Genomic DNA, 16,965 nt, shown 5'->3' with positions numbered 1-16,965 from the left:
GACGCCTCCGGGCTGTGGGCGAGGGGAAGGTCCTGGTACGCGGTCTGGTCGGACTTTCTCGCGGCGCGTCTCGCGGACCTTCTTCGTGCGGCCGCTTCCCGCCAGGTGGGTGTCTCCGGGAATCCTGTCTCCGGGAATCCTGTCTCCGGGAATCCGGCCTGGGTAGGGAATCCGGCTTCGGCAGAGGTGCCGGCGAGCGAGTGGTCGTCAGCGGGCCGGTCCGGTAAAGCAGGTAAATCCGAAAGTCCCGGCAGGTCCGGTGCGGCTTGTGGGTCTGAGAAGGGTGGTACGTCCGGGAAGGACCGCGACGCTGAGTAGGCCGATGAGTCCGGGAACGGCTCCGATACCGGGAAGGCTTGCGACTCCGACAAATCCTGCGGCACCGGGAACGTCTGCGATACGGGGAAGGTCTGCGACTCCGACACATCGCGTGCCGTGGGGAACCGCGACGCCGGGTTGGCAGATGAGTCCGGGAAGGTCTGCGATTCCGGGAACAGCTGCGATTCCGGGAACGGCTGCGACGGCGGGAACAGCTGCGACGGCGGGTACGGCTCCGCGGCCTGGGAGGGCTGCTCGGCTGGAGAGGGCTGCTCGGCTGGAGAGGGCTGCTCGGCGTGGGAGGGCTGCTCGGCCGGGAAGGTGGGGAGCTCGAAGTCCAGGTCGCTGCGGGTCGCTGCCGGGGGCGTCAGGTCGGGGAGCTCGGTTGCCGGGCGTAGCGACAGCGGGGACGTTGATTCCTGATCGGGGGCGCCTGCGCGGAATCGGGAGAGCGCGGCAGCCGACAAGCTGACTGTCTCGGCGTCTCGGGCTGTCGGGGAGGTCGACAAGCGGACCGTTTCCGCTCCCACCGAGTCTCCGGGTGCCGACAGGCGGACCGTGTCGGCGGTGCTGGGGAAGGCCGCGGCATAGGGGCTGCGGTTGGTCGGCTTGGTCTCGCGGGGGGCGGTGACCAGGGCGTGGTCCGGGGCGCCGGGGTGGCGGGACGGCAGCGTACGGGATTCGGTGGCGAAGTCGGTGTCGCGGGTGTGGGGAGCGGTGGTCCTGGGCTTGGTGACGGCGGGCCGCTGGCGGATGGTGAGGGCGCCGGCCACCACGTCGTTGAGTTTGACCATGACGGCGACCGTCAGCGGGAGGACGAGCACGCCCCACCAGGTGACGAGCTCGGCGAGGGCGAGCAGGATGCCCAGGGCCACCGCGCCTTCGAGGAAGACGAAACACAGGAAGCCGCTGGGGGCCAGGTATTGCAGGCCCAGCACGCGGGCGTAGAGCGGCTGCTGGCGTACCTCTTCGCGGGAGAGCCCCGCGCGGCGGGAGCGGGTCATCGGGTGCCTCCGGAGTTGCGGGCTCGGGCCACCGCGAAGACCGCCTGTTCGAGGGCGTAGCCGCGGTCCTCGGCGCCGCCCTTGACCGCGGCGTTGCAGTCGGCAGCGGCGCGCATCGCGTCGACCAGGCCTTCGGGGCTCCAGCCGCGGCTGCGTTCCTGGGCTTTCTGGATCTTCCACGCGGGCATGCCGAGAGTGCTGGCCATCTGGTACGGGTTGCCGCGGCCCGCGGAGGCGACCCGGGCGACTGTGCGGACGCCGTCGGCGAGCGCGTCGGCGATCGGGACGGGGTCGACGCCCACGTGCAGGGCCCAGCGCAGGGCCTCGAGCGCGGCCGGCACGTCACCGACCATCGCGGCGTCGGCCACGGCGAACCCGCTGACCTCCGCCCGGCCCTTGTAGTAGCGGGCGACCACACCCGCACTGATCTTGCCGTCGGTGTCGGCGAGCAGCTGGGAGCACGCGGCGGCGATCTCGCGCAGGTCGGTGCCGATCGCCTGCAACAGCGCGGCGGCGGCGGTCTCGTCGCAGCGCCCGCCGTTGCGGCGGAACTCGTCGCGGACGAACGCGATGCGCTCCCGGTCGCCCTTGAGCTTCGTGGCGGGCACCACGGTCGCCCCGGCGGACTTCAGCCCGTCGGCGAACGCCTTGCCCTTCGCCGCGCCCAGGTGGGTGACGATCAAAGTGACTTCAGGATCAGGATTCTTCGCGTACGAGAGGAGCGCCGCGGCCAGGTCCTTACGAGCGTCCTGCCCGCTGCGGATGACGAGCACGCGCTGGCCGCCGAACAGGGAAGGGCTCAGCATCTCGGCGATCTCACCCGGGGCCAGCTGGCCGGCTTCGTACTCCCGCACGTCCGCCCCGGGGTCGGCCGCCCGTGCCGCGTCGACCGTCGCGGTGACGGCTCGGGCGGCAAGCAACTCCTCGTCGCCGAGGACGAGGACCAAGGGGGTGGGAGGTGCGCTGTTCACGGGCAAAATCTTCGCACGGGCGTCCGACACTTCCGGGAGCCTCACTCCTGCGTGCAGCAGTCTGATCATTGAATGCGAAACCAGACATATCGGCAAAGCGCCATGTCGGTCGGCTGGTAAGCCGTCTCGATCAGGCTGGATGTCTGATTTGGGCAGCCAACGTGATCCGACCCACATCCGAACTGATCGCCCGGGGTCGAATCGCATGGACGGCCTAATCCGGGCGTGTCGCAGCCTTTCGACCTTGCATCGCCGCCGCCGAGGTGTAAGGAGTGGCAAGTCGGGACTTGATCAGGCTGGCGCTCGGTGGGAAAGGCCGAAAGGTCCGCGCAGCCGGCCGGGGTGACGCCGGGTCGCGGCCCGGAAGAAAACGCCGAGCCCAAAGGAGCGGGCGAAGCCCGCGATGGAGTGGGGCGGTCAGGTCACGCCGGTGGGGGAGTTTCGGTGGGGGAAACACCTCGGGCACCGCTGGACCCGGAGGTCCGGCGGTGCCCGGAGATGTGCTTGTTCACCTGGTGCCGAAAGTCAGCACGCGGAGACGCACGAGACAGCCGATCTCAGTGAGACAGCTCCCCGCGGCGGCTCGGGACGCTTGGACGCGTCGGCGCCGCGAGCGAGCCCTGCGTGAATCAGGCCGACAGTGCGGAGATCTTCTTGGCGATGGCCGACTTGCGGTTCGCCGCCTGGTTCTTGTGGATGACACCCTTGCTGGCGGCCTTGTCGAGCTGGCGCGAGGCGTCACGGAGCAGCGCGACGGCCGTCTCGGTGTTGCCCGCGTCGCCGGCCTCGTGCAGCTTGCGGATCACGGTCTTCAGCGAAGACTTGACCGACTTGTTGCGCAGCCGGGCCTTTTCGTTCTGCCGGTTGCGCTTGATCTGGGACTTGATGTTCGCCACGCGACAGCCCTGTCCTGACTAGTTCGGATGATGTACTCGGACGGTGGCAGCACGCAAAAACGCGCCACCACACGCGACAAACCAATGTATCAGCCGCCCCTGCGCCACCCAAATCGAGCTGGGGAAATCCCCGTTCAGGAGGCCCAGCCCCGGCGTGCGGCCAGCCATTGCAGGGCTTGCCCGCCGCTGAATCTCTGATGCTGGCGGCTGTGGGGAGAAGCGCTGCTCCGCCCGCCGGCCGCCCGCGTCAACCAGTATCCGCCCATCGCGGCGAGCGCCCCGTCCACCCCCTGCGCCGGTGCGTTCCACGGCTCCAGCAAGCGGTCGGCGTCGAGCCCACTCGCGTACGCCGTAACGAGCAGCGTCACGGTGTCGAACCATGGCTGTCCGGTGCAGGGCCAGGCCCAGTCACAGAGCCACGCTTTCCCGTACCCGTCGATGAGGGTGTTGTCTATCCGCAGGTCGCCGTGGAGCATTGCCGTGCCGTTGACCAGGGCGGGGAGCTCTTGTTCCAGGCTTGCGAGGGTGCCGATGCGGTCGGCGGCCCAGGGTGGTGCCGGGGGCATCGGCACTCGTCCGGCGGCGATCTCCGACCACCAGGACAATTCGTGGCGGACGATCTCGCTCAGCGGCGCGAGTCCGACGGCCGAGAGTTCGTCCGAGGGGTTCCGGAGCGCGTGTGAAGCCTCGTGCCACGCGGTCAGTGCCGCGTCGAGCTCGGCGGGATTCCAGGGCAGCGCGGGGACGTGGCCGTCGACCGCATCGAGGCAGACCACGAAGTGATCCTCGGCGACCATGGTCCAGCGGGGCCGGGCGGCCCGGACCGTGGCGGGAAGCAAAGATGTGACGGTGGACTCACGGGCGTACCCGGCGGCGTCGGGACCGTGCAGGGGTGCCGCCTTGAGGAACGCGCGGTCGCCGGCCCGCGTGGTGACAACGGCCGCGAAAGCCCTGGTGAAGCCGCCGCCGGCGGTGGCTGACGCGATGACCGGAGCGCCGAGCCGGTCATTGATCGCGGATTGCAATAAAGGCGGCAGATCAGACCAACTCGGCCGTACGGCGGTAGTGCCGTAAGCCACCTCGGGAAGTGATACCGGACGCATCCCCTCATCCTGCCTCCCCGCTTTTGTCACACCGGGCTGGCAGGCTGTCGGGCATGAGAACGGACGATTTCTGGGCGGTCATCGATGCGGCGACCGCCGACCGGCCGGGTTCGCCCGACGAGGTGGCCAAACGGGCCGTTGCCGAGCTGGCCACGCGTGGTCCCGACGAGATCGTGGCCTGGGGCCGCCATCTCGACAAGGTCATGGGCGCCTCCGGCAAGGAAGATCTGTGGGCGGCGGCCTATCTGATCAACGGGGGCTGCTCCGACGACGGCTTCGACTACTTCCGGGGCTGGCTGATCGCGAACGGGCGGGAGGTGCTGGCCCGCGCCGTGCGGGAGCCCGACTCGCTGGCCGATCTCCCCTCGGTCCGGGCCGCGGCCTCGACCGGCGCGGTGTTCGAGGCGGAAGAGGTGCTGGGCATCGCCGGGCGGGCCTATCAGGAGGCCACCGGCGAGGAGATGCCCCCGAGCGACGCGCCCACGGGCCGGCCCGACGCCGCGATGCTGTGGGACTTCGACGACGAGGAAGAGATGCAGCGCCGGCTGCCGCGGTTGTCCGCGATGTTCCTGGAGCCTCCGGAATGAGCGGCCGGTGGTGCGATCCGGCCTGGTGACACCGTGTCGGCCGAGGTCCCGGCGCTGCCGCACCGGGTCTGAGCGGGTTGAGGCAGCCGTGGATCGGGTCTCATCCGGGGCAGGCGGCGGGACGTGGGACCATGGGAGGGCCGGTCTTCCCGGATCGGCCTCTCGAATGTTGGATCCGACCCTTGCTTGAGAACGGACGAACGTGCCTGGACCGCTCGACCCCGGCGTGAACATCATCGGAGCGACCGATCCGCGTCGCATCCGGAACTTCTGCATCATTGCCCACATCGACCACGGCAAGTCGACGCTGGCCGACCGGATGTTGCAGATCACCGGCGTGGTCGATCCGCGCCAGATGCGCGCTCAATACCTCGACAAGATGGACATCGAGCGCGAGCGCGGGATCACGATCAAGAGCCAGGCCGTCCGCATGCCCTGGACGGTCCGCAACGGTGACCAGCAGGGCGACACCGCCGTGCTCAACATGATCGACACTCCCGGGCACGTCGACTTCACCTACGAGGTGTCGCGCAGTCTCGCCGCCTGTGAGGGCGCGGTCCTGCTCGTCGACGCCGCGCAGGGGATCGAGGCGCAGACGCTGGCCAACCTGTACCTGGCCATGGAGAACGACCTCCGCATCATCCCGGTGCTCAACAAGATCGACCTGCCGGCCGCGCAGCCCGAGAAGTACGCCGAGGAGCTCGCGAAGCTCATCGGCTGCGACCCGGCTGACGTGCTCAGGGTCTCCGGCAAGACCGGTGCGGGCGTCGAGCACCTGCTCGACGAGATCGTCCGTGAGTTCATCGCGCCGACCGGTGACGCCGACGGCCCGGCCCGCGCGATGATCTTCGACTCGGTCTACGACGTGTACCGCGGTGTCGTGACCTACGTCCGGGTCATCGACGGCCGGATCGAGGCCCGCGACAAGATCAAGATGATGTCCACCGGCGCGGTGCACGAGCTGCTCGAGATCGGCGTCGTCTCGCCCGAGATGGAGAAGGCCGGAGCGCTCGGCGTCGGCGAGGTCGGCTACCTGATCACCGGCGTGAAGGACGTGCGCCAGTCCCGGGTCGGCGACACCGTCACGGGCCACCAGCGCCCGGCCAAGGAAGCGCTCGGCGGCTACAAGGATCCGCGGCCGATGGTCTACTCCGGCCTCTACCCGATCGACGGCTCCGACTACCCGGCGCTGCGCGACGCGCTCGACCGGCTCAAGCTCAACGACGCCGCCCTGGTCTACGAGCCGGAGACGTCCACGGCTCTCGGCTTCGGCTTCCGGTGCGGCTTCCTCGGCCTGCTGCACCTGGAGATCATCTCCGAGCGGCTCGAGCGCGAGTTCAACCTCGACCTGATCTCCACCGCGCCCAACGTGATCTACCAGGTGATCACCGAGGACATGAAGGAAGCGACGGTCACCAACCCCAGCGAGTTCCCCGCCGGCAAGATCGCCGAGATCAGGGAACCGACGGTACGCGCGACCGTGCTCGTCCCCAACGAGTACGTCGGCGCGGTCATGGAGCTGTGCCAGAGCCGCCGCGGCAACCTGCTGGGCATGGAGTACCTCTCCTCCGAGCGGGTCGAGCTGCGCTACACCCTGCCGCTCGGCGAGATCATCTATGACTTCTTCGACCAGCTGAAGAGCAAGACCAAGGGGTACGCCTCCCTCGACTACGAGCCGTCCGGCGAACAGGCCGCCGACCTGGTCAAGGTCGACATCCTGCTGCACGGCGAGCCGGTCGACGCGTTCAGCGCGATCGTGCACAAGGACAAGGCGTACAACTACGGCGTCACGATGGCGGGCAAGCTGCAGAAGCTGATCCCCCGCCAGCAGTACGAGGTGCCGATCCAGGCCGCGATCGGCAGCCGCATCATCGCCCGCGAGACCATCCGCGCGATCCGCAAGGACGTCCTCGCCAAGTGCTACGGCGGCGACATCAGCCGTAAGCGCAAACTGCTCGAGAAGCAGAAGGAAGGCAAGAAGCGCATGAAGATGGTCGGCCGCGTCGAGGTGCCCCAGGAGGCCTTCATCGCCGCGCTGTCGACCTCGGACGCGCCGGTCGACAAGGGCGCCAAGAAGTAGCCGGCTCGGGAAAGGGCTCCGACCAGTCGCGGTCGGAGCCCTTTTCGCTGCGCTCAGCGGATCTGGAGATATCGGTACGGCCGGTACAGCTTCCGGGCCTCGGCCACCGAGATGACCCGGCGCCGCATGTCATGCATCCGGCCGCTCTGCTCGATGATCCAGACCCGGCTGCGTGACGGGTTCGCCCAGGCCTGGATCAGCCGTACGTGCTCCGCGGCGCGATTCCCCGGCGCCAGATGCAGCAGGATGTCGCCCCGCCGCATCTCGTTCCACCCGACCGGCCGCGAGACCGCGGGCAGTTCCCAGGTGACCAGGGCCCGCCCGGTGCGCCTGGTGTCGAGAGCCCACGCCATCGACACGAAACCCGAGCAGTCCGGGCGGTAGCGCCGGCCCCGGTTCACGTCCCACCGGGCATCGAGGTTGTTCTGCGAATACTGGATGCCCCGGCGCAACCAGTCCGCTGCCCGGGCGATGACCTGATGACGGCTGATCGGCCCACCGTAGGAAACGGACGTGGCAGGGGCATTCTTTGTCGGCTGGGCGGGTGCGGCCTGGGCCGTGCCCGGCAGAAGAAGGACGGCGCCGGTCAGGGCGCGGATCAGATGGACGGCGGCGGACACATTTACCCCTTTCCTGACAAATATTCGCCGTCCTCAGCATGCCGAAATCCGCCGATGTCCAAGACCGTTTCCGGGATCCCACATTGCTCCGCCCGATGGCCCGCGATCTGCTAGCGGGCGGGCACGGTCGGTCGATCTACTCTCGCGGCGTGGAAATCTTGACGTTCGATGTGTCGGCAGGGCGGCCGATGGAGGCCTTCGGCAGCGCCGGTGTGACCGCTCAGCCGTTGTTCCGCGGTGCGGCGGTCGCTGTCACCGTGCTGAGCGTGGCGGCCGGAGGTGAGGTCGGGCGGCACCCGGCCCCGGTGGATCAGCTCCTGGTGGTCACCGGAGGTCATGGCCGCGTGCAGGCCGGTGGCGGCGACTGGGAAGCGGTCCATGCCGGTCAGGCCGTGGTGTGGCGGGCCGGCGAGGAACACACCACCCGGGCGGTCGAGGACATCACCGCCGTAGTGATCGAGATGGCGACGTAGGGCGTGGCGGTATCAGCGCGCCGGGACCGCGTGGGCCTCGGCTGGTGCGGGCTCGGTGGGTGTCCATGGGTGGGTTTCCGGGTGGGGTAGGTCGTCAGGGGACGGTGGGGGAGCGGGCGCTGGAGAAATTTTTCGGCCGGAACCGGTTGCGGGATACAAGTGCACGAGCTGCGGGAATGCTGGTCGGCGGGGTGGGCAAGGGGTTGCCGCTGAGAGGTTCCTGGCAAATTTGCGGTTTCGATTTTCGGGGGGTCGGGAACTCTGCTGTTCGACGGACGCAACGAATGCTCCACCCCCCGAGGAGGACCTCCCCATGACTGTTACCGGCATCATCACCGCTCTCATCGTCGGCCTGATCATCGGCGCGCTGGGCCGCCTGGTCGTACCGGGCAAGCAGAACATCCCGATCTGGCTGACCCTGGTCATCGGTGTCGTCGCCGCGCTGCTGGGCACTGTTCTGGCCCGCGCCTTCAACGTCGCCGACACCAACGGCTTCGACTGGACCGAGCTGCTGTTCCAGATCGTTCTCGCCGCTATCGGTGTCGCGCTGGTCGCCGGCATCGGTGGTCGCCGGGGCGTCAGCCGTCGCTGACCCACGGGGGTCCCTCGGGGCCTGAACGATCGCACTGCCACGAAACGCCGGACCCCGTCAGGGGCCGGCGTTTCGGCATGTCCGGACTCGTTCCGGCCGTTGCGACGCCCGCCTGCTACGCGGGCCGTCCCCGGCCGGACTCCGTGGTGGGTCCGGATCCGCAACGCGAGATCCGGGTGTACGACGCGGCGATGGCGCTGGTGATCCGCATGGTCGAGGAAATGCCGGTGATCTTAAGCGGTGACCGGCCCGTGGACACCGAACCGGTCGCGGAACTCAGCCGTGCGCTGGCCACGCTGCTGCGCGGGCAGCTTTACCCGCCGCCGGGGACGCTGTGGTGCTTCGGCCGGCCAGGTGGTCGTATGACGATGCCGCTGCCGGGCACCGCTACCGACGGCTGACGGCCGTGGAGGGTGAGGAGGCAGGACAGCCCGGTGGGGCCGCAGGGAGGCTGGGTGGCAGGTGGTCGCGGAGTGGGGACGGGACCTTCTCCGTGTGCGTACCTGAAGGGTTTCAGTAGCGGAATTTGTGTTGGGCGCTGCGGCGGTTCACCCAGGCCGGGAGTTCGTCGACGTGGTCGAGGTGGGGGATCTTCTCGAGTGGGTCGTGGGATTTTGTCACGTCGCGCATGGTTACCACGAAGCCTCTGACCAGGCGATCCTCGCGCAGGTCGCGGTAGGTGGCCTCGACCAGGATCTGGGTCTGGTCCGCTCGCTGCAGAGCGCAGTAGACGACGCCGTCTCCGTCTTCGCGCAGGGCTCGGCGGACCTGGACGCTGTCGTCGGGGTGAACCAGGTCGGCGAGGGTGGCGAACGGGGGGAGGTCCTCCTCGCCGATGAGTTTGCGCAGGGCCGGGCTGGCGTAGCGGATGACCTGGTCGTCGTCGATGACCAGCATGATGTCGGCGGTGTTGCGGATGACCGCCCGCAGGTAGAGGTCGCTGTCGCGGCGGCCGACCGCGTCGACGAGGGAGATGCGGTCCAGGGCCAGTGCGGCCTGGCCGGCGAGGATCTCGAGGGCGTCGCGGCCCGCGGCGAGGATGTCGCGGTGGCCGGTGAGGGCGAGGGCTCCGCCGTTGGGCCGGGCCACCGCCAGGGGTTCCAGCCAGAGCGGGCAGACCAGGGTGGATTCGCCGGTGCCGGCTACGTCCGGGCCGGGGCCGTCGACCCACCAGCTGCGGGAGCCGGGGTCGGCCGGGGAGGACGCGAGGGCGAGTTTGCGGTCGTCGGCGGCGAAGGTGACGTGCCGGATCTCGGCCGGGGGCAGGAGTTCGGCCACCGCCGCCCGGACCGCCGCGCCGACCGCGGCTTCGTCCGCCGCCGCCACCAGGGCCGCGCTCGCCTCGCGCAGGGCCCGTTCGCGGGTGGCGGCCTGGCTGCTCAGCTGGACCGAGTCGGACAGGCGGGTGATCGTGAGGACCAGTGTGACGGTCGCGGTGACCGCGATGACCACGCCGTCGGTGACCGTGCCGGAGACCGCCTCGACGAGCAGGACGATCGGTGGGGTGGCCACCGACAGGCCCAGCAAAGCCGCCCAGCGGCCCCGCCACGGGGTTTCGTGGGCCGGCATCGCCATGGTGAGGCGGACCATCGACGGGTGCAGGGCGGCCGCTCCCCATGCCACGTAGAGCACCATGTAACCGGCCTCGGTCCACCAGCTGGCGTGCAGGCCGTAGGCGATGTCGCTGGCGAGCATGCCGACCGCGCCGACGCCGAGCAGGGCCGCCGACCAGGTGAACCAGGTGGCGACGATGAGGCGGCCGGCGATGCCGATGAGCAGCAGGGCCCCGATGACGTCGGTGGCGCTGATCTCGCCGAAGCGCTCGCTGTCGCCGATCACGAAGACCCAGACGACCAGCAGGCTGGAACAGGCGCAGGCCAGTACGTCGATGAGGCGGGCACGGTTCATGAGCAGCGCGCCGACCCGGGTCAGCTGCATGACGGCGAGCGCGACGAAGACGAACATCGTCAGGTAGCAGATGTCCGCGACGTCGGTCTTGTCGAAAGCGTAGAAGACGTCACCGATCGCGAGGCAGCTGACCGACGCGGCGAGCAGCAGCCAGGGACCGACGCGGGCCGGGCGGTGCCGGCTCACTCCGACGACGATGGCGCCTACGCTCGCGGCTCCGAAGAGGATCCATTCCAAGGCGTGGAGCACGAATAACTAGTACCAGCACGGTCGCTGTCTGTCCATGTCGATGTATACGTAGCGCTATGAATGACCGTGAATATCCGTAGGTCAGCGGAATACTTCGGCCACCACAGTGGTATTTCCGACGATGCGATCACCGGTGGCCGGCTGCCATTTCCCGTCCGTGGCGGTCCACTCGCGGTCGGCGAAACGCACCTTTTCGAGACCGGTGGACTTGGCGTGCGACACCAGCCAATGGGCGTAACGCCAACCGGTGTCCGCGTTCTTGACGTTGACCGAAAGATCGGCGTCGATGCCCCAGTCCAGTTTGAATCCCTCGGCGAGTGCGGCCGCCGCGGCCGCCCCGCGCAGCGCGGGTTCCCCGGACACCGTGCACTCCACCGCGCTGGTGGCTTTCCCGGTGAGTGCCTTGGCCAGCACCGCTGACTCGTCGGCCCATTTCTCGTACGCGTTGGGGTAGGCCGACCGCTGCACCTTCTGCGCCGCGTCGGTGACCCGCATGTCCTGCCAGCCCTTGACCTTCTTGAGGGCGGCGTAGAACTTCTTGGCCGCGTACCTCGGATCCTGGATCTTCTCGGGTGTGCCCCAGCCCTGACTCGGCCGCTGCTGGAACAGTCCGACCGAGTCCCGGTCGCCGTTGTCGAGATTCTCGAGCTTGGATTCCTGCAGCGCGGTCGCCAACGCGATCACGACGGCGCGTTCCGGCATCTTGCGCCGCACCCCGACCGCGGTGATCGTGGCCGCGTTCGCCATCTGCACGGCGTCGAGCGTCACCTGGCCGTCGGCCTTCACGGTGCATTCCGGGCCGATCAGCGGCAGCTTGATACCACCCTCGAAGGACCGGGACACGAAGAAGCCCAGGGCGCCGACGAGCACGAGGACCGCGACGATCGCGAACGGCTTCCGCTTCACCCACAACCCTTCCGGTACGGCCGGTGAGCTGCACCGGTCGACCAAAGAGTAGCCAACGGGCGCCCGCCGGTCATGGCGCCGGGACCCAGCCGGCCGGTCGCTTCTCGCGGAAAGCGGCCACGCCCTCGCGGCCCTCGGGCGATTTGAAGTACCCGGACGACCGGGCGGACAGTTCGGCCATATCGGCCCGGATCGACGGATCGGGGGTGCGCCGCAGCAGCTGCTTCGTGCCCGCCAGTGCGATCGGCCCGCCCTTGACCAGGCTGGCGCATAACTTTCCTACGGTTTCGTCCAGTTCGTCCTCCTGGACGGCACGCGTCACCAACCCGATCTCCGCCGCCCGGGTGCCGTCGAAGACGTCGCCGGTCAGATAGAGCTCGGCGGCGGCGCGGGCGGCGAGCCGGGGCAGCACGGTGGCGCTGATCACCGCCGGGATCACCCCGAGCCGCACCTCGGAGAACGCGAACGTCGCCTCCCGGGTGCACACCGCCAGGTCGGCGGCGGCGATCAGGCCGAGGCCACCGGCCCGGGCCGGCCCGCCGACCCGGGCCACGACCGGTTTGGGGAATTCCCAGATCGCGGCCAGGACGTCGGCCATCATCTCGGCCGGTACCCGGCCGTCGTCGCGGGTCTCGGCGGTCTCCTTCAGATCGGCGCCGGAGCAGAACACCGGGCCGGTGTGCGACAGGACCACGACCCGGACGGCCGGATCGGTCAGGGCGGCGCCGAGCCCGTCGAGCAACTCGGCCATCAGGGCGGAGGAAAGAGCATTGCGGTTAGCCGGGCTGTCCAGCGTCAGGGTGGTCACCCCGGCTGCGGTGACGGTACGGACCAGAGCCATGCCGGAACACTAACCGGCGCCGTGCACACTTGAGGGATGCCTGGAGCCCTGCCCGACGGAGAACCCGTCCCGAGCGACGGCTCGCTGCCCTTCGAACCGCGGCCGAGCTCGCTGGGCGTCTACGTCCACGTGCCGTTCTGTGCCAGCCGCTGCGGTTACTGCGACTTCAACACGTACACCGCGACCGAGCTGGGCGGCGGGGCGAGCCGCGACGCGTACGCGGACACCGTGCTCAGCGAGATCCGTTTCGCCGGCCGGATCATGGCCGCGCCGGTCGAGACGGTGTTCGTCGGTGGTGGCACGCCCACCCTGCTCAGCCCGGCCGACCTGGGCCGCATCCTCGAGGGCATCGACCGCACCTGGGGCCTGGCCGCCGGCGCCGAGATCACCACCGAGGCCAATCCCGAGTCGGTCACCGCGTCGTCGTTGCGGGAGCTGCGGGCCGTGGGGTTCAACCGGATCTCGCTCGGCATGCAGTCGGCGTCGCCCGGGGTGCTGGCGATCCTGGAACGCGGGCACACCGCCGGGCGGGCGCCACGGGCCGCCGCGGAGGCCCGCGAAGCCGGATTCGAGCACGTCAACCTCGACCTGATCTACGGCACCCCGGGGGAGACGGCGGAGGACTTCGCGACCTCGCTCGACGCCGTGATCGCGGCGGGCGTCGACCACGTCAGCGCGTACTCGTTGATCGTCGAGGACGGCACCCGGATCGCGGCCAGGATGCGGCGCGGTGAACTCGCGTACCCGTCCGACGACGTGGCCGCGGACCGCTACCTGGCCGCCGAACAGGCGCTCGGTGCGGCCGGTTTCGAGTGGTACGAGGTGTCCAACTGGGCCACGTCCGAGGACGCCCGCTGCCGGCACAACCGGCTGTACTGGACCGGCGGGGACTGGTGGGGCTTCGGGCCGGGGGCGCACAGTCACGTCGGCGGGGTGCGGTGGTGGAACGTCAAGCACCCCTCCGCGTACGCGAAAAGGCTGGCGGAAGGCGTCTCGCCGGGCCTGGCACGGGAGATCTTGAACGACGAGGACCGCCGGGTCGAGGACGTCATGCTGCGGTTGCGGTTGCGCGAGGGGCTCCCGCTGACCGCGGCCGATCCGCTTGGTGCGGAGAAGGCCCTGGCCAACGGCCTGCTGGAGGCGGCGGAGTTCGAACGCGGGCGGGCCGTGCTGACGCTGCAGGGACGGTTGCTCGCCGACGCCGTGGTACGGGATCTGCTGCCCTGAACGGCAGCAGATCCCGTTCGTTCACTTGATGATGGAAACCGTCATCGGGTAGTTGTACTGCTCACCGTTGGCGGCCTTGACCCCGGCGATGATGCCGATGATCGTGGCGACCAGCCAGGCGCCGGCGGCGATCACGATGCCGACGACGATGCAGGTCAGGATGTAGCCGACGACGGCGATGATCGTCCAGAGCAGCTGGAAGTTCAGCGCTTTGACCGACTCGGCCCGCACCAGCGGGGACTGGGGGCCGCGGGCGAGCATGGCGACCAGCGGGGGGATCCAGCCCGCGACGCCGCCGCTGATGAACGCGGCCGCCGCGCCGCCGAAGTGGGCCACGAGGAGCCAGGTGCGATCCTCGCTGCTGCCACCCTGGGGGAATCCGGGCTGACCGTAAGGCTGTCCGTATCCGGGCGGGGGCTGCTGCCCGTAACCGGGCTGCTCACCGTAGCCGGGCGGCGGGCCGTAGCCGCCCGCGCCGGAGGTCGGCGGCGGGTTGTAGCTGGGCGGCGGGGCGTAACCACCGGCGCCGGACGTCGGGGGACCGGGCGGCGGCGGGGGCTGCTGTCCGTACGGATTCGGGTTGAACGGCTGGGTGGGGTCGGCGGGGTTTCCCTCACCGGGCGGACGCGGCGGTTCTGTCATGGCCAACACGGTAGGACCGCAGGTCGAGCCTGGCGAGAGCAACACCCAGGTGACGTCGGAGATGAGACAGACGGCCGATCATCGCGCCCGGGGCCGCGGCGACGTAGACTGGCACTCGACTTCGGGGAGTGCCAAAGACAGAGGGAGGGGGTCATGAGCCTTGATGACCGCAAGCTCGAGGTGCTCCGTGCCATCGTCGAGGACTACGTCGCGACCCAGGAGCCGGTCGGCAGCAAGGCCCTCGTCGAGCGTCACCAGCTGGGGGTTTCCCCGGCCACGGTGCGCAACGACATGGCCGTCCTGGAGGAGGAGGGCTACATCCGGCAGCCGCACACCAGTGCCGGCCGGGTGCCCACCGACGCCGGTTACCGGCTCTTCGTCGACCGGCTCTCCCGGGTCAAGGCGCTCAGCCCGGCCGAGCGGCGGGCGATCGAGCGCTTCCTGGCCGGGGCGGTCGACCTCGACGACGTGGTGCACCGCACAGTGCGCCTGCTCGCCCAGCTGACCCGGCAGGTCGCGGTCGTGCAATACCCCAGCCTGTCCCGCTCCTCGGTGCGGCACCTGGAGCTGGTGCCGATCTCCAGCACCCGGATCATGCTGGTGATGATCGCCGACACCGGCCGGGTCGAGCAGCGTCTCGTGGAGCTGCCCGGGCCGACCAGCAACGACGACGTGCTGGACATGCGCCGCCAGGCCAACACCAAGCTCAGCGGTCAGAAACTCGCCGACACGCCGCCGCTGGTGCAATCCCTGGTCGACGACTGTGCGCCGGAGAAACGCAATACGATGGCCTGTCTGGCGTCGGTGCTGCTCGAGACGCTCGTCGAGCGCAGTGACGAACGTCTCGCACTGGCGGGGACGGCCAACTTGACCCGGGGTGGTGTCCTGGACTTCCAGGGCTCCCTGCGACCGGTGCTCGAAGCGCTGGAAGAGGAGGTCATCCTCCTCAAACTGATCGGCGAGGTCGAACCCAGCACCACCCGGGTCCGGATCGGCGATGAGAACGAGATCGACAACTTGCGCGCGGCCTCGGTCGTGAGCTCGGGTTACGGACCTGGTGCCACTATCGTTGGTGGCCTCGGCGTGCTGGGACCGACCCGGATGGATTACCCCGGCACCATCGCCACCGTACGTGCCGTGGCACGCTACGTCGGCGACCTGCTGGCGCAGAATTAACGCACAAGCGACGACGCTCTCCAGCGCGTAGCGCGGGGCAGACATGAGGACTCGAAACCCAGTGGCCAAGGACTACTACGGAATTCTCGGCGTGAGCCGTGAAGCCACCGACGACGAGATCAAGCGTGCCTATCGCAAGCTGGCCCGTCAGTACCACCCGGACGTCAATCCGGATCCCGAGGCGCACGAGAAGTTCAAGGACATCAACGCCGCCTACGAGGTCCTCTCCGACGACCAGAAGCGCCAGATGGTCGACCTCGGCGGTGACCCCCTCGCGCCCGGTGGCGGCGGTGGCGGCCCCGGTGGTCCCGGTGGTGCCGGCCCGTTCGTGGGCTTCCAGGACATCATGGACGCGTTCTTCGGCACGGCGGCCGGCGGCGGCTCCCGGGGCCCGCGCCCACGCACCCGCCCCGGGGCGGACGCCATCCTGCGCCTCGAACTCGATCTCGTCGAGACCGCGTTCGGTGTGGAAGCCCCGATCACGGTCGACACCGCGGTCCTGTGCACCCAGTGCTCCGGAGCCGGCACCGCACCCGGCACCCACCTCGCCACCTGCGAGACCTGCGCCGGCCGCGGCGAGGTGCAGTCGGTCCAGCGCACGTTCCTGGGCCAGGTCGTCTCGTCGCGCCCCTGCCAGACCTGCCAGGGACACGGCACGGTCATCCCGCACCCCTGCCCCACCTGCGCCGGCGACGGCCGCATCCGCACCCGCCGCTCCCTCACGGTCAAGATCCCGGCCGGCGTCGAGGACGGCATGCGCATCCGCCTCGCCCAGCAGGGCGAGGTCGGCCCCGGCGGCGGCACCGCGGGCGACCTCTACGTCGAGATCCACGAACGCCCCCACGACGTCTACTCCCGCAAGGGCGACGACCTGCACTGCCGGGTCACCCTCCCGATGACGGCGGCGGCGCTCGGCACCCGGCTGACCATCAAGACCCTGGACTCGGAAGAGAACATCGAGGTCAAAGCCGGCACCCAGCCCGCTTCCACGCTGCGGGTCCGCGGCAAGGGCGTCCCCCACCTGCGCGGTCAGGGCCGGGGCGAGCTCTTCGTCCACCTCGACGTGAAGACGCCGACCAAGCTCACCCCCGACCAGGAACGCATGCTGCGCGACTTCGCCAAGACCCGCGGTGAGGACATCGCGGAGCTCAGCAAGCAGGGCGGCTTCTTCTCCCGCATGCGAGACGCCTTCAACGGCCACTGATCGGTTTCGGTTCTCCCGGTTCTTCCAGGCGCGGGGGGGGGGGGGGGGGGGGGGGGGGGGGGGGGGGGGGGGTTGGGGGGGGGGGGGGGGGGCGGGGGCGGGGGGGGGGGGGGCGCCCCGGGGGGGGGGGGTGGGGGGGGGGGGGGGGGGTGGGGGTGGGGGGGTGGG

16 protein-coding genes and 1 pseudogene are annotated in these 16,965 nt (G+C 69.7%); 8 read left to right on the top strand and 9 right to left on the bottom strand.

What is annotated here, in order from left to right; genetic code table 11:
* Positions 1-1,081 precede the first annotated feature (1,081 nt).
* The 4 genes and pseudogenes from ACIA6A_RS41000 to ACIA6A_RS40985 all read right to left on the bottom strand — a co-directional run.
* Positions 1,082-1,322, bottom strand: a pseudogene (locus ACIA6A_RS41000) (hypothetical protein); the annotation flags it as partial.
* Positions 1,319-2,293 carry a DNA polymerase III subunit delta gene (gene holA / locus ACIA6A_RS40995; RefSeq protein WP_396103563.1) on the bottom strand — a complete coding sequence of 325 codons (975 nt, stop codon included), beginning with the start codon at positions 2,291-2,293 and terminating at the stop codon, positions 1,319-1,321. The gene holA and the pseudogene ACIA6A_RS41000, both read right to left, overlap by 4 nt.
* A 629-nt stretch (positions 2,294-2,922) precedes the next feature.
* Positions 2,923-3,189 (bottom strand): 30S ribosomal protein S20, encoded by a 267-nt coding sequence (gene rpsT, locus ACIA6A_RS40990; RefSeq protein ID WP_396103562.1) that lies wholly within the window; start codon positions 3,187-3,189, stop codon positions 2,923-2,925.
* A 134-nt stretch (positions 3,190-3,323) separates the two neighbouring features.
* Positions 3,324-4,214 (bottom strand): phosphotransferase family protein, encoded by an 891-nt coding sequence (locus tag ACIA6A_RS40985; protein WP_396103561.1) that lies wholly within the window; start codon positions 4,212-4,214, stop codon positions 3,324-3,326.
* 131 nt (positions 4,215-4,345) lie between these two features.
* Here ACIA6A_RS40985 and ACIA6A_RS40980 point away from each other — a divergent pair, with 131 nt between their 5' ends.
* Together ACIA6A_RS40980 and lepA are read left to right on the top strand one after the other, a co-directional pair.
* Complete coding sequence (locus ACIA6A_RS40980; protein WP_396103560.1) at positions 4,346-4,879, top strand: DUF4240 domain-containing protein; 534 nt, start codon at positions 4,346-4,348, stop codon at positions 4,877-4,879.
* 202 nt (positions 4,880-5,081) lie between these two features.
* On the top strand, positions 5,082-6,959 hold the full coding sequence (gene lepA / locus ACIA6A_RS40975) for a translation elongation factor 4 (protein ID WP_396103559.1): 1,878 nt from the start codon (positions 5,082-5,084) through the stop codon (positions 6,957-6,959).
* A 53-nt stretch (positions 6,960-7,012) separates the two neighbouring features.
* On the opposite strand, the gene ACIA6A_RS40970 is transcribed toward lepA, so the two are convergent.
* Entirely contained in the window at positions 7,013-7,579 is a 567-nt protein-coding gene (locus tag ACIA6A_RS40970; protein ID WP_396103558.1) for a hypothetical protein, read from the bottom strand.
* A gap of 149 nt (positions 7,580-7,728) precedes the next feature.
* Here ACIA6A_RS40970 and ACIA6A_RS40965 point away from each other — a divergent pair, with 149 nt between their 5' ends.
* The 3 genes from ACIA6A_RS40965 (at position 7,729) to ACIA6A_RS40955 (ending at position 9,045) form a co-directional block, all read left to right on the top strand.
* Complete coding sequence (locus tag ACIA6A_RS40965; RefSeq protein ID WP_396103557.1) at positions 7,729-8,052, top strand: cupin domain-containing protein; 324 nt, start codon at positions 7,729-7,731, stop codon at positions 8,050-8,052.
* A gap of 313 nt (positions 8,053-8,365) precedes the next feature.
* Positions 8,366-8,644, top strand: a complete 279-nt coding sequence (locus ACIA6A_RS40960; protein WP_396103556.1) for a GlsB/YeaQ/YmgE family stress response membrane protein — start codon at positions 8,366-8,368, stop codon at positions 8,642-8,644.
* 191 nt (positions 8,645-8,835) lie between these two features.
* Positions 8,836-9,045: a hypothetical protein gene (locus ACIA6A_RS40955; RefSeq protein WP_396103555.1), complete on the top strand. Its 210-nt coding sequence runs from the start codon at positions 8,836-8,838 to the stop codon at positions 9,043-9,045.
* 112 nt (positions 9,046-9,157) lie between these two features.
* On the opposite strand, the gene ACIA6A_RS40950 is transcribed toward ACIA6A_RS40955, so the two are convergent.
* The 3 genes from ACIA6A_RS40950 to ACIA6A_RS40940 form a co-directional block, all read right to left on the bottom strand.
* On the bottom strand, positions 9,158-10,738 hold the full coding sequence (locus ACIA6A_RS40950) for a PAS domain S-box protein (RefSeq protein WP_396103554.1): 1,581 nt from the start codon (positions 10,736-10,738) through the stop codon (positions 9,158-9,160).
* Positions 10,739-10,882: 144 nt separating this feature from the next.
* On the bottom strand, positions 10,883-11,707 hold the full coding sequence (locus ACIA6A_RS40945) for a hypothetical protein (protein WP_396103553.1): 825 nt from the start codon (positions 11,705-11,707) through the stop codon (positions 10,883-10,885).
* Between the two features lie 70 nt (positions 11,708-11,777).
* Positions 11,778-12,548, bottom strand: a complete 771-nt coding sequence (locus tag ACIA6A_RS40940) for an enoyl-CoA hydratase-related protein (protein WP_396103552.1) — start codon at positions 12,546-12,548, stop codon at positions 11,778-11,780.
* Between the two features lie 36 nt (positions 12,549-12,584).
* Between ACIA6A_RS40940 and hemW the strand changes: the two genes are divergently transcribed.
* Positions 12,585-13,775 (top strand): radical SAM family heme chaperone HemW, encoded by a 1,191-nt coding sequence (gene hemW, locus ACIA6A_RS40935; RefSeq protein ID WP_396103551.1) that lies wholly within the window; start codon positions 12,585-12,587, stop codon positions 13,773-13,775.
* Positions 13,776-13,796: 21 nt separating this feature from the next.
* Here the strand turns inward: hemW and ACIA6A_RS40930 are convergent, their stop codons facing one another.
* Positions 13,797-14,417 (bottom strand): DUF4870 domain-containing protein, encoded by a 621-nt coding sequence (locus ACIA6A_RS40930; protein ID WP_396103550.1) that lies wholly within the window; start codon positions 14,415-14,417, stop codon positions 13,797-13,799.
* Positions 14,418-14,570: 153 nt separating this feature from the next.
* Here ACIA6A_RS40930 and hrcA point away from each other — a divergent pair, with 153 nt between their 5' ends.
* Together hrcA and dnaJ are read left to right on the top strand one after the other, a co-directional pair.
* Positions 14,571-15,593: a heat-inducible transcriptional repressor HrcA gene (gene hrcA, locus ACIA6A_RS40925; RefSeq protein WP_396103549.1), complete on the top strand. Its 1,023-nt coding sequence runs from the start codon at positions 14,571-14,573 to the stop codon at positions 15,591-15,593.
* Between the two features lie 61 nt (positions 15,594-15,654).
* Positions 15,655-16,797: a molecular chaperone DnaJ gene (gene dnaJ, locus ACIA6A_RS40920; RefSeq protein WP_203841456.1), complete on the top strand. Its 1,143-nt coding sequence runs from the start codon at positions 15,655-15,657 to the stop codon at positions 16,795-16,797.
* The last annotated feature ends 168 nt before the right edge of the window (positions 16,798-16,965 follow it).

The organism is Actinoplanes sp. NPDC051494, assembly GCF_044454705.1.
GTDB lineage: Bacteria > Actinomycetota > Actinomycetes > Mycobacteriales > Micromonosporaceae > Actinoplanes.
The sequence above is the reverse complement of the archived record's forward strand: the minus strand, read 5'-3'. Positions and strand labels throughout refer to the sequence as shown.